The sequence below is a fragment of the Kitasatospora sp. NPDC101447 genome, from assembly GCF_044767225.1.
Taxonomy (GTDB): Bacteria; Actinomycetota; Actinomycetes; order Streptomycetales; family Streptomycetaceae; genus Kitasatospora.
This window is the reverse complement of sequence record NZ_JBIWNL010000021.1, coordinates 55,031-67,688: the sequence shown is the minus strand read 5'-3', so window position 1 is coordinate 67,688 and position 12,658 is coordinate 55,031. Positions and strand designations below refer to the sequence as shown.

Below are 12,658 nucleotides of genomic sequence, written 5' to 3'. Positions count from 1 at the left end.
CGGCGGCGGATCGGCGACGGTCGCGACCGCCGACAGCTGGTGGGGCGCATACCAGACCGCCCGGCGACGTCGCGAAACGTCTCCGGGCGGCTGATCGGTTCACGCTTGTCGGCCGATCATATCGATTCAGACATTGGCCTCAAGCGGTCAGTTGACGGGCAGTCTCCTCCATCCACGACCCGTACACCGATTCGCGACGCAACCGCCGCACGACCGAGCGGCCCGGTTCACAACCGGGGCTTCACTCCAGCGTCCGCTCGACCGCCTGCCGGACGGCGTTCGGATCCAGCCCGTGGTCGACGACCACCCGCACCCCCAGGCCCTCCCCCTCGCGGAGCACGCCGAGCAGCAGGTGCCCGACCCCGATCTCCCCCGACTTCAGCCGCAGCGACTCCCGCAGCGACAGCTCCACCGCCTTCCTCGCCCGCGCCGTGAACGGGATGTGCCCGCCCCTCGCGCCGCCGGAGCGGAACCAGCCCCGACGCTTCGGCGCCTCCTCGGGCGGGGCGTCCAACGCGCCCTCCCCGAAGACCGACTCGACCGCCTCCCGCACCGCGTCCAGATCGACCCCGATCGAGGCGAGCGCCTGCGCCTGGCCGGTCTCCCCCAGCAGACGGCGCACCGCCTGCCGAGCCGTCCCGTGGTCCAGGCCGGCCTCCGTCAGCACCCCGGCGGCCGGGTCCTCCGCCCGGCCCAGGACCGCCAGCAGGAGGTGCTCCGTGCCGACGTAGCCGTGCCGCAGCTCCCGCGCCTCCTGCTGCGCGGCGACCACGACCTGCCGCGCCGACTCGGTGAATCGCTCGAACATCCCTCAGCCTCCGTCCTGGTCCCCACCGGTACCTCGCCGGGCGTACTTCTTGTGCACCGCCTGCCTGGTCACCCCGAGGCAGACCGCGATGTCCTGCCAGGACCAGCCCTGCGACCGGGCGTTGCCCACCTGCAGGGCCTCCAGGCGGTCCGCCAGATCGCGCAGGGCGCGGACCGCCCGGAGCCCCACGGCCGGGTCACGGCTGCTCGCCGCGGCCGCGAGTTCTCCGCTCTCGCTCATGCTGTCAACTTTGGTTGACACTCGCGCGGATGTCAACCCTGGTTGACAACTCCGCCGAGGGCTCCGGCGGCAACTCCGCCGGCGACCCGGCCGACGACCCGGGCCTCAGCGGCCGCCGAACCGACGCTCCAGCGCCTCCTCGAAGGTCCCCCGGCCCACCGCCCGCTCCGGCGCCAGGTTCCCGCCCGCCCGCAGCCCGCGGCCCGCCGCCCCCGGCACCCGCAACGGCAGCAGCACCCGCCGCTTGCCCGCCGCCCGCAGGTACGCCCCGGCCAGCTCCCGGTACGTCCGCACCTGCGGCCCGCCCACCTCCGGTGCGAACCCCGCGGGCTCCTCCCCCACCAGGGCGACGACCGCCGCAGCCACCTCCCGGACGTCCACCGGCTGGAACCGCGCCCCGCCGAGCACGGGGAACACCGGCAGCTTCACCGAGGCGTCGAAGAACCTCAGCAGCAGGTCGTGGAACTGCGTCGCCCGCAGCACCGTCCACCCCAGCCCCGACTCCCGGACCACCTGCTCACAGGCGAGCTTCGTGTTGTAGTACGCCATCGGCACCCGGTCGATCCCCACGATCGACACGTACAGCAGGTGCCGGACGCCGGCCTCCCGCGCCTGCGCCACCAGCGTGCGGACCGCCGCCACGTCCGCCTTCCTCTGCGTGGTCGCACAGTCGACCACCACCTCGACCCCGGCCATCGCCCCGGCGATCCCGGCCCCGCTCACCAGGTCCCCGACCACCCACTCGACCCCGTCGTCCCCGCTCCGCGCCCGCCGGCTCAACCCCCGCACCGCCACCCCGCGCGCCACCAGCAGCCGCACCACCTCCCGTCCCAACGTCCCCGTCGCCCCGGTCACCAGCACAGTCCCGTTCACCACACCGCTCCTCTCGTCGACTGCCTTCCCCCTAGGGACCGGACACGGCCCCGATCCGTGACATCGGCGGATTCGGAGCACGAAAAGAGGCGGGGCGAGGACACGAAGTCCTCGCCCCGCCTCGGGTTTCACCTCATCGGGTGGAACCGGGGTCGATCACGATCAGCTGCAGCCGCTGGTGGAGCCGCAGCCCTCGCAGAGGTAGCAGCTGCCGGCGCGGCGCATCTTGGTGCCGCAGGAGAAGCAGAGCGGGGCGTCGGCGTTGAGGCCGAGCTGGATCTCCATCAGCTCCGTGGAGTTGTGGGCCTGCTTCGGGGCCGCCTTGGGCGCCTCGACCGCCGGGGCCGGCTTGGCGGCCACCGGGGCCGACTGGGCGAGCGACTCGGTGTCGAGCTCCTCGGCCTCCAGCGGCTCGTAGGAGCCGGTCTCCAGGTGGCGCGTGCGCTCCTCGACGGAGTGGATGCCGAGCGCCGAGCGGGTCTCGAACGGCAGGAAGTCCAGCGCCAGGCGGCGGAAGATGTAGTCGACGATCGACTGCGCCATCCGCACGTCCGGGTCGTCGGTCAGACCGGCCGGCTCGAAGCGCATGTTGGTGAACTTCGAGACGTACGTCTCCAGCGGCACGCCGTACTGCAGGCCGACCGAGACGGCGATCGAGAAGGCGTCCATCATGCCCGCGAGGGTCGAGCCCTGCTTGGACATCTTCAGGAAGACCTCGCCCAGGCCGTCGTCCGGGTAGGAGTTGGCGGTCATGTAGCCCTCGGCGCCACCGACCGTGAAGGAGGTGGTGATGCCCGGACGGCCCTTGGGCAGACGCTTGCGGACCGGGCGGTACTCGACGACCTTCTCGACCGCGGCGGGGGCCGTGGCCTCGTCGGCCTTGGTCTCGGAGTCCTTCTTCTTGGCCGACAGCGGCTGGCCGACCTTCGAGTTTTCGCGGTAGATGGCGAGCGCCTTGACGCCCATCTTCCACGCCTCGAAGTAGATCTCCTCGACGTCCTCGACGGTCGCGGCGGCCGGCATGTTGACGGTCTTGGAGATGGCGCCGGAGATCCACGGCTGGATCGCGGCCATCATCCGCACGTGCCCCATCGGCGAGATGGAGCGCTCGCCCATCGCGCAGTCGAACACCTCGTAGTGCTCGGACTTGAGACCCGGCGCGTCCACCACGTTGCCGTGCTCGGCGATGTGGGCGACGATCGCCTCGATCTGCTCGTCCTGGTACCCGAGGCGCCCCAGTGCGCGCGGGACGGTGCCGTTGACGATCTGCATCGAGCCGCCGCCGACGAGCTTCTTGAACTTGACCAGGGCCAGGTCGGGCTCGACGCCGGTGGTGTCGCAGTCCATCATCAGGCCGATGGTGCCGGTCGGGGCGAGGACCGAGGCCTGGGCGTTGCGGAAGCCGTTCTCCGCGCCGATGCGCACGACGTCCTGCCAGGTCTTGTTGGCCGCCAGCCAGACCGGGGCGTCCAGCTCGTCCACCGAGACGGCGTCGAGCGAGGCGTCCGCGTGCTGCTTCATGACCTGCCGGTGCGCGACCGCGTTGCGGGCGTAGCCGTCGTAGGGGCCCACCACGCCTGCGAGTTCGGCGCCGCGGCGGTAGGCGGTGCCGGTCATCAGGGAGGTGATGGCGCCGGCCAGGGCGCGGCCGCCCTCGCTGTCGTAGGCGTGGCCGGTGGCCATCAGCAGGGCGCCGAGGTTCGCGTACCCGATGCCGAGCTGGCGGTAGGCGCGGGTGGTCTCGCCGATCTTCTCGGTCGGGAAGTCGGCGAAGCAGATGGAGATGTCCATCGCGGTGATGACCAGCTCGACGACCTTGGCGAAGCGCTCGGCGTCGAAGGAGTCATCGTCCCGCAGGAACTTCATCAGGTTGAGCGAGGCGAGGTTGCAGCTGGAGTTGTCCAGGTGCATGTACTCGGAGCAGGGGTTGGACGCGTTGATGCGGCCGGACTCCGGGCAGGTGTGCCAGTGGTTGATGGTGGAGTCGTACTGGATGCCCGGGTCGGCGCAGGCCCAGGCGGCCTCGGCCATCTTGCGGAACAGCTTCTTCGCGTCGACGGTCTCGATGACCTCGCCGGTCATCCGGGCGCGCAGGCCGAACTCGGTGCCGTTCTCGACGGCGGTCATGAATTCGTCGGAGACGCGGACCGAGTTGTTGGCGTTCTGGTACTGGACGGAGGTGATGTCGTCCCCGCCGAGGTCCATGTCGAAGCCCGCGTCGCGCAGGGCGCGGATCTTCTCCTCCTCCTTCACCTTGGTCTCGATGAAGGCCTCGACGTCCGGGTGGTCGACGTCGAGCACGACCATCTTGGCCGCGCGGCGGGTGGCGCCGCCGGACTTGATGGTGCCGGCGGAGGCGTCGGCGCCGCGCATGAAGGAGACCGGGCCGGAGGCGTTGCCGCCGGAGGACAGCAGCTCCTTGGAGGAGCGGATCCGGGAGAGGTTGAGGCCGGCGCCGGAGCCGCCCTTGAAGATCATGCCCTCTTCCTTGTACCAGTCGAGGATCGACTCCATGGAGTCGTCGACGGCCAGGATGAAGCAGGCGCTGACCTGCTGGGGCTGCTTGGTCCCGACGTTGAACCAGACCGGCGAGTTGAAGCTGAACACCTGGTGGAGGAGGGCGTGGGTCAGCTCGTGCTCGAAGATCTCGGCGTCGTCCGCGGTGGCGAAGTAGCCGTGCTTCTCGCCGGCGGCGCGGTAGGTGAGCACCACGCGGTCGATGATCTGCTTGAGGCTCCACTCGCGCTGCGGGGTGCCGACGGCGCCGCGGAAGTACTTGGACGTGACGATGTTGACGGCGTTGACCGACCAGAAGTCGGGGAACTCGACGCCGCGCTGCTCGAAGTTGATCGACCCGTCACGCCAGTTGGTCATGACGACGTCACGCCGCTCCCAGCGGACCGCGTCGTACGGGTGCACGCCAGGAGTGGTGTGGATGCGCTCCATCCGCAGACCGCCCTTCGGGGCCTTGGCGCCCTTGGCCGCGGCCTTCTCGGACTTCGACCCGCGTGCGGAACCGCTCGTGGTGTCTGTCACTTCTCGCTCCTCCTCCTGGGCAAACGCCCGAAGTGCCCTGAAAAGTCCGGGCACCGCTGGTTCGTTCTTCCGGTGTGCGGGCAGGCGGGGACGCTGCCTGCCTTCGCACGGTTTGTAGTGTTCTGCGTCCCGTTTCCGGGCACGCCGGGGCCCCGTGGGGCCTTGTGGTGCGGCCGGGCCCCGACTGGGGCCGGTGACGCCGGCGCCTCCTAGGGCGCGGCGGCGGAGACGGACACGCGGGCGTCGTCCGTCTCCGGGGTGCGGGGCCGTTCGGCGCGGAGTTCCGCGATGGCGGCCTCGAAGTCTTCCAGTCCGTCGTAGGCCTGGTACACGCTGGCGAAGCGCAGGTAGGCGACCACGTCGAGTTCCTTGAGCGGGCCGAGTATGGCCAGCCCCACGTCGTGGGTGGTCAGCTCGGCGCTGCCGCTGGCGCGCACGCACTCCTCGACCCGCTGGCCGAGCTGGGCCAGCGCGTCCTCGGTGACCGGTCGGCCCTGGCAGGCCTTGCGGACGCCGGTGATGACCTTCTGCCGGGAGAACGGCTCGGTGACGCCGCTGCGCTTGATGACCATCAGCGCGGCCGTCTCCACCGTGGTGAAGCGGCGGCCGCAGTCCGGGCACTGCCGACGGCGGCGGATGCAGCTGCCGTCCTCGGTGGTCCGGCTGTCGACAACGCGGCTGTCGGAATGCCGGCAGAAGGGGCAGTGCACCTCGGGATCCCTCCCTGGCAGATCGTGCGGACCAGTCGAGTCTATGCGATGCGCCCCCGGCCTCGGCAAGCTGATCATGCGCGGCGACCACTAGTACTGGGCACGGAGAGGACTGTAGCCACTACATCTAGGCCTTCGGGGGAAGTGACACCCCTGGCGTGTCGACGCCGATTAGACTGCCGGAGTCGGGTTCCGGTCGAACATTTACTCGATGTACAACAAAGCCTTGATCGAGTCAGCCAACTCCCGAATAATTCACTCGAACGTGTGTTTGGCGCAACCTTTCGATAGGAGGTGCGTTGGGCTGGAAAAGGGAGAGGACAGCCGTCGAGAGGGGCCGCCGTGAACACGATCGAAAGCAACACCATCCCGGTGCAGGAACACTCCCAGTTCAAGGTGGGGCAGCGCACCACGAATCAGCAGAGCGTGGACATCAGCATGGACCGCAGCGAAGACCACCGGCTCTCCGGCACGGCCCTTTCCGGCTCCAACCGCGTGCCCGACCAGCCGATCGAACACTCCTCGGCGATGGACGACACCCACTCCTCGCCCGCCCGCGCGATGCCGGGCCGCCCGCCCGGCATCCGCACCGACGAGGCCGGGCTCACCGAGCGCCAGCGCCGGGTGATCGAGGTCATCCGGGACTCCGTCCAGCGCCGGGGCTACCCGCCGTCCATGCGCGAGATCGGCCAGGCCGTCGGCCTCTCCAGCACCTCCTCGGTGGCGCACCAGCTGATGGCCCTGGAGCGCAAGGGCTTCCTGCGCCGGGATCCGCACCGTCCGCGGGCGTACGAGGTCCGCGGCGTCGAGGTGGCGCGCCCCAACACCGCCGAGACGGCGGGCCGCCCGTCCACCTCCTACGTGCCGCTGGTCGGCCGGATCGCCGCCGGCGGGCCCATCCTGGCCGAGCAGACGGTCGAGGACGTCTTCCCGCTGCCCCGCCAACTGGTCGGCGAGGGGGAGCTGTTCGCGCTCACCGTGCGCGGCGACTCGATGATCGAGGCGGCCATCTGCGACGGCGACTGGGTCACCGTGCGCCGCCAGCCGGTCGCCGAGAACGGCGACATCGTGGCCGCGATGATCGACGGCGAGGCCACGGTCAAGCGGCTCAAGCGGGAGGACGGCCGGATCTGGCTGATGCCGCACAACCCCGCGTACGAGCCGATCAACGGCGACAACGCGACCATCCTGGGCAAGGTCGTCGCGGTGCTGCGCCGCCTCTGACGCCCCCCGGCGCCCTCGGAGACCCCCGGACACCCTCCGGCGGCCCACGGCAACGGGAAGGGGCTCCACCGCGATCCGCGGGGAGCCCCTCCGTCGTTCCCTCCCGGGCCCGCACCGACCGGGCCCGCACCGACCGGGCCCGCACCGACCGGGCCCGCACCGACCGGGGCCGTTGCCGCCCGAACCCACGCCGACCGGGCCCACGCCGCCCGGGAACGCCGGCCGGAGCACCACGGGTGGCCGGCGCATCACGGCCCGGGACGATCAGCCGGCGATCAGCCCCGCTTCACCACCGGCCGCACCGGAGCCGCCGAGGCGTCGATCGCCGCCAGCGAGCGGCGCACCTGGTTGCGGTCCGTGGTGTACCAGAACTCGGGCATCGAGGAGCGGAAGAAGCCCCCGTACCGCTTGGTCTCCACCCGCGGGTCGAGCACCGCCACCACGCCGCGGTCGTCCGCCGCGCGCACCAGCCGGCCCGCGCCCTGCGCCATCAGCAGCGCCGCGTGCGTCGCCGCGACCGCCATGAAGCCGTTGCCGCCGCGCTGTTCGACGTCCTTCTGGCGGGCGCTCATCAGCGGGTCGTCGGGCCGGGGGAACGGGATGCGGTCCATCACGACCAGCTGGCAGGCCGAACCGGGCACGTCCACGCCCTGCCAGAGCGAGAGCGTGCCGAACAGGCAGGTGGACGCGTCCGAGGCGAACTCGCGGATCAACTCGCCGAGGGTGTCCTCCCCCTGGAGCAGGATCCGCTGGTCGAGCCGTTCCCGCATCGCCTCGGCGGCGGCCTGGGCGCCGCGCATCGAGGAGAACAGGCCCAGTGTCCGACCGCCGGCCGCGCCGATCAGCTCGGCCAACTCGTCCAGCATGTCGGGCCGTTCGGGATCGCGCCCGGGGTCGGCCAGGTGCTTGGCGACGTACAGGATGCCCTGCTTGGGGTACTTGAACGGGGAGCCGACGTCGATCCCGCGCCAGTGCGGCACCGCGTCCTCGCCGAAACCGGGGCCGGGCTCGGGGTTGTCCCCGGCCGTCCGGACGTCCGGCAGCCGGGTCTCGGACGGCAGGCCGACGGAGGCGGCGACACCGTTGAAGTCCCCGCCGAGCTTGAGCGTGGCCGAGGTGAGGACGACCGAGCGCTCCTTGTACAGCCCCTCGCGCAGCAGCCCGGAGACGCTCAGCGGGGCGACCCGCAGCGAGGCGGTGCCCAGCCCGTAGCGGTCGCTGCGCTCGATCCAGACCACGTCGTACTCGGAGTCCTCCAGCAGCCGCTCGGCGGTCTCGTGCAGGGTCTCGGCCGAGGCCATCGCCTGCTTGCGGACGGCGTCCTCGTCGCTGAGCCCCTTGTCCCTGGTCTCGCCGAGCGAGCTGATCACCTGGCGGGCGGCGTCCCGGATCGCGGTGACCGCGTACGCCAGGTACTCGGGCAGTTCCTCGACCCGGCCGGGCTGGGCGGTCTCCATCAGGCCGTGGTAGTTCTCGGCCGCGGCCTGCAGGGCGTCCACGGCCTTCTCGTTGGCGAGCCGGGCGGCCCGCTTCACGGCCCGGTTGACCGCGCCGACGGTCAGCTCGGCGGTGGCCGCACCGGTGACCCGGTTGACCAGCTCGTGCGCCTCGTCCACGATCAGCAGCCCGTGTTCGGGCAGCACCGGAGCGCCCTCGATCGCGTCGATCGCGAGCATCGCGTGGTTGGTGACCACGACGTCCGCCAGCTTGGCCCGCTCCCGCGCCTTCTCGGCGAAGCACTCCTGCCCGTACGGGCAGCGGGTGGCGCCCAGGCACTCCTTGGAGGTGACCGACAGCTGGGCCCAGGCCCTGTCGGAGACGCCGGGGCTCATGTCGTCCCGGTCCCCGGTCTCGGTCTCCTCGGCCCAGTCGCGCAGCCTCAGCACGTCCTGCCCGAGCTTGCCGGTGGGCCCGCCGAGCGCGTCCACCGGGTCGAACAGGCCCTCGCCCTCGTCGCTCGGGGTGCCCTCGTTGGCCCGGTGCAGGCACAGGTAGTTGGAGCGGCCCTTGAGCATCGCGAACAGCGGGCGGCGGCGCAGCACCGGGTGCATTGCCTCGACGGTGCGCGGCAAGTCCCGCTCCACCAGCTGGCGTTGCAGCGCCAGGGTGGCGGTGGCGACCACCACGCGGTCCCCGTGCGCGAGCGCGGGCACCAGGTAGGCCAGGGACTTCCCGGTGCCGGTGCCGGCCTGGACGAGCAGGTGCTCGCCGTGGTCGACGGCGTCGGCGACGGCCTCGGCCATCCGGACCTGGCCGGGGCGTTCGACGCCGCCGACGGCCGCCACCGCGGCGTGCAGCAGCTCGGGGATCCGCGAGCGCGGGACGGCCACGGCTTCCCCGGCGTCGTCGCCGAGGTCCGCCGCCCGCTGGGATTCGGAGTCGTGGGATTCGGAGTCGTTCGTCATGACACTCCCACCCTACGGGGCGGGGGTGACAATCCGGTCCCGTTGCGCGGGCAGTCGCACGTCCACCGCCACCAACGCGTTCGGCACGGTCCCGAACCGGGCGGCGTGCGGGCGGTGCGGGCGGTCCTGGTAGCCGTCGAGGAGCAGCCGGTTGCGGTTGAGGCAGAGCCGGTCGATCCGGGGCCGGAACAGGTCGAACAGCTCGAAGCGCTCGCGCAGCTCGGGGAAGCGGTCCTGGTGGCGCAGGACCTCGGCGCGCAGCAGGGCCCAGAACTCGGTCTCGGGCAGTCCGGTCTGCGCCTCCAGCAGCGGGGCGAGGTAGCGGAAGACGCCGATGAACAGCCCGGAGTGGATGAACTGGCAGAGCCCCTGCGCCCCCTCCCGCAGCAGCACGTCGGCGACCTCGGCGGGCAGGTCGCGCAGCTCGGGCAGGTCCTGCGAGCTGAGGTTGACGTCGTCCACGAAGTCCTTGACCGCGAGCCGGGTCGGGGTGTCGCGCTCGTCGAAGACCACGATGGCGTTCTCGCCGTGCGGGGAGAAGACCAGTCCGTACCGGTAGAGGAAGTGCAGCAGGGGCGGCAGCATGGCGGCGAACAGCTGGCCGGTCCACTCGGCCGGGGTGAGGCCGGAGCGGGCGATCAGCTCGGCGGCGAGGGCCCGCCCGTCGGAGCCGGTCTGCAGCAGGGCGGCCAGGGTGCGGGCGCGCTCGCCGCCGTCCAGGAAGGGGCCGAGCGGTTCGCGCCAGATCGCGCCGAGCAGTTCCTTGTACTGGTACGGGGCCTCGGGCATCGCGCCGTAGACGGGGTGGTCGACGGTGACGGAGGCGATCTCGCCGAGGAGGATCACCCGGCACTCGTCGCGCAGGAACGGGTCGGCGTCGCGCAGGCCGTGCAGCCAGGCGGTGACGGCGGGCGCGGCCAGGGTGCGTTCGGTGGGCAGGCCGCGCCAGACCAGGGTGTTGAGGATGGACAGGGGCAGCTTGACGGTGCAGCGCTCGGGGTGGGCGGTGTTGAAGAAGGAGCGGATGGACTGCTGGGGCAGCCGTGGGTCGCCGTCCGAGGGCAGCGGGACGATCTCGCCGGAGGCGATCCAGGGCGCGAACAGGGGCAGGACCGTCTCCTCCCACTGCCAGGGGTGGACGGGCAGCAGCAGGTAGTCGTCGGCGTCCGGGCCGAGGGCGGCGCGCAGTGCCCCGACGTCGTCCAGCTCGCGGGCGTACAACTGCTCCGGGTGTTCCAGGCCGGGCACGCCCCGGTACTCGGCGAGCCGGCGGTGGACGGCGATCCAGGGCAGTGGGCGCGGGCTGCGGGCCTCCGGGGTCCAGCGGGCGGCGTCGCCGGCCGAGAAGCCGATCCGGCCCTTGTTGGGGACGATCCAGGGGTGGCCGCCCTGCCGGCCCTCCAGCGCGGTGTGGTCGAGCTCGGCGAGTTCGGCGGCGGTGAGCGCGGTGGCGAGCTGGCGGGCGTCGGAGGTCAGGGTGGCGGAGAGTTCGCGGATCAGGTGGGCGGTGGTCTCGCCGCGCATGCCGAGGGTCTGCCGGGCGTACGGCAGGAAGCGCAGCGGGTCCAGTCCGTCGGGGCGGGAGCAGCTGATCGACTCGGGCTCGACCTGCCAGCCGTCGTAGGCGCCGCGCCGGGCGGTGAAGCGGTACTCGACCTCGGGCAGCTTCAGCAGGTACTCGCCGTCGAGGGCCCCGGGCGCGGGTTTGAGCAGTTCCTCGTAGGCGAACTCGCCGAGCATCTTGGCGAGCAGGGCGCGGCCGGCCCGCTGCCAGTGCCCGGCGGTGAGGTGCGGGGGCAGGTAGAGCGGCGGTTCAGCGGCCGACGGTTGCGGCACGGGTCAGCTCCTGGGGGCGGGGGAGGACGGGGGTCTGTTCGAGGGGTGCGCTGACGGGCGGTGCCGGGACGGACGGCGCGAAGCCGGTCCAGGCGGTGCGGTCGGGCAGCCGGTGGACGGTCCGCCCGGTGACGGCGTTGAGGATCACGGCGGCGCGGTGGGCGCCGAGTCCCAGGTCGGGGGTGCCGACGCCGTGGGTGTGCAGTTCGGCGTTCTGGACGTAGAGGCCGCCGGTGAGCCCGGGCCGGGTGGCGACCCGGTGGTCCAGGTCGACGCGGTAGCGCCCGGCCTCGTCCCAGTCGATGAGGTCGGCGAGCGGTTCGAGCGCGGCCGGGCGGGCGGCCCGGTAGCCGGTGGCGAGCACGACGGCGTCGGTGCGCAGGAGGTGCTCGGCGCCGGAGTCGGTGTGCCGGCAGTGCAGTTCGAGGCCGCCGCAGGGGCCGGGGCGGGTGCCGGTGACGGCGGTGCCGGGGGTGATCTCGACCGGGGCGTCGTCGATCGGGCGGCCGATGGTGCGCTCGTAGAGGTGGTCGTGGATCTCGGCGAGGGTCTCGGCGCTGGCGGCCTTGTGGAGCTGCCACTGGGCGGTGACCAGGGCGTCCCGGACGGGTCCGGGCAGGCCGTGGAAGTAGCGGGTGTAGTCGGGGGTGAAGTGCTCCAGGCCGAGCTTGGAGTACTCCATGGGTGCGAGGGCCCGGGTGCGGGTGAGCCAGCGCAGCCGGACGCCGTCGTCCCCGTGGCGGCGGAGCAGGTCGAGGAAGACCTCGGCGCCGGACTGCCCGCTGCCGATCACGGTGATGTCCCGGGCGCCGGCCAGGTCGGCGCGGCGGTCCAGGTAGTCGGCGGAGTGGAAGGCCCGCGGGTGGTCGGCGAGGCCGGCGAAGGCGTCCGGCAGGACCGGGCGGGTGCCGACGCCGAGGGCCAGGTTGCGGGCCCGTACGGTGGACCGCCGGCCGGTCGCGGTGTCGGTCAGCTCGACCCGGTAGCAGGGCTCCTCCCCCGGTGCGGCGGCCCAGTGCAGGGCGGTGACCTCGGTGCCGAAGCGGCAGTTGGCCAGCCGCTCGGCGGCCCAGCGGCAGTAGTGGTCGTACTCGCGGCGCGGCAGCTGGAAGCGCTCGGCGAAGTAGAACGGGAACAGCCGGTCCTGTTCGCGCAGGTAGTTGAGGAAGGACCACGGGCTGGTCGGGTCCACCAGCGAGACCAGGTCGGCGAGGAACGGCACCTGCATCCGGGCCCCGTCCACCAGCATCCCGTGGTGCCAGCGGAACTCCGGGCGCTGGTCGCAGAAGAGCGTGCGCAGGCCGGGGACAGGCTGGGCGAGCGCGGCGAGCGAGAGGTTGAACGGGCCGATGCCGACGCCGAGCAGGTCGTACGGCGGCGGCGGTGCTGGGGTGTCCACGGGGTGTCCTAGGCGGGGTCGGGGCCGGGCGGACCGGCCGGGGCCGGGGGCGGATCGGTCGGGCCGGGAGGATCGGTCGGGCCGGGAGGGGTCGGGGCGGGGCGTGGTCGGCCCGGGCGGGTCGGGT

At 72.3% G+C, this 12,658-nt stretch carries 9 protein-coding genes; 1 reads left to right on the top strand and 8 read right to left on the bottom strand.

Annotated features, from left to right (window positions below):
* Positions 1-241: 241 nt before the first annotated feature.
* From ACIRST_RS26630 to nrdR, 5 genes are all read right to left on the bottom strand, one after another.
* Positions 242-808 carry a Clp protease N-terminal domain-containing protein gene (locus ACIRST_RS26630; RefSeq protein WP_402804860.1) on the bottom strand — a complete coding sequence of 189 codons (567 nt, stop codon included), beginning with the start codon at positions 806-808 and terminating at the stop codon, positions 242-244.
* A gap of 3 nt (positions 809-811) precedes the next feature.
* Positions 812-1,048 carry an RNA polymerase subunit sigma-70 gene (locus ACIRST_RS26625; protein WP_350523369.1) on the bottom strand — a complete coding sequence of 79 codons (237 nt, stop codon included), beginning with the start codon at positions 1,046-1,048 and terminating at the stop codon, positions 812-814.
* A gap of 105 nt (positions 1,049-1,153) precedes the next feature.
* Positions 1,154-1,921: an SDR family oxidoreductase gene (locus ACIRST_RS26620; protein WP_396549666.1), complete on the bottom strand. Its 768-nt coding sequence runs from the start codon at positions 1,919-1,921 to the stop codon at positions 1,154-1,156.
* A gap of 162 nt (positions 1,922-2,083) precedes the next feature.
* A complete protein-coding gene (locus tag ACIRST_RS26615) occupies positions 2,084-4,957 on the bottom strand; it encodes a vitamin B12-dependent ribonucleotide reductase (protein WP_402804857.1) in 2,874 nt (957 codons plus the stop codon).
* 209 nt (positions 4,958-5,166) lie between these two features.
* Positions 5,167-5,667, bottom strand: coding sequence for a transcriptional regulator NrdR (gene nrdR, locus ACIRST_RS26610; RefSeq protein WP_350523372.1), 501 nt, complete (start codon positions 5,665-5,667; stop codon positions 5,167-5,169).
* Between the two features lie 438 nt (positions 5,668-6,105).
* Between nrdR and lexA the strand changes: the two genes are divergently transcribed.
* Complete coding sequence (gene lexA, locus ACIRST_RS26605) at positions 6,106-6,891, top strand: transcriptional repressor LexA (protein WP_396549750.1); 786 nt, start codon at positions 6,106-6,108, stop codon at positions 6,889-6,891.
* A 275-nt stretch (positions 6,892-7,166) separates the two neighbouring features.
* Here the strand turns inward: lexA and ACIRST_RS26600 are convergent, their stop codons facing one another.
* Genes ACIRST_RS26600 through ACIRST_RS26590 form a run of 3 tightly spaced genes read right to left on the bottom strand, consistent with a single transcriptional unit; the run spans position 7,167 to position 12,531 of the window.
* Positions 7,167-9,296 (bottom strand): ATP-dependent DNA helicase, encoded by a 2,130-nt coding sequence (locus tag ACIRST_RS26600; protein WP_350523374.1) that lies wholly within the window; start codon positions 9,294-9,296, stop codon positions 7,167-7,169.
* Positions 9,297-9,308: 12 nt separating this feature from the next.
* A complete protein-coding gene (locus tag ACIRST_RS26595) occupies positions 9,309-11,132 on the bottom strand; it encodes an IucA/IucC family protein (protein ID WP_402804855.1) in 1,824 nt (607 codons plus the stop codon).
* The gene (locus ACIRST_RS26590) at positions 11,110-12,531 is read right to left on the bottom strand and encodes a SidA/IucD/PvdA family monooxygenase (RefSeq protein WP_350523376.1); all 1,422 of its coding nucleotides are present in this window, start codon (positions 12,529-12,531) and stop codon (positions 11,110-11,112) included. The genes ACIRST_RS26595 and ACIRST_RS26590 overlap by 23 nt, the downstream gene beginning before the upstream one ends.
* Positions 12,532-12,658: the final 127 nt, after the last annotated feature.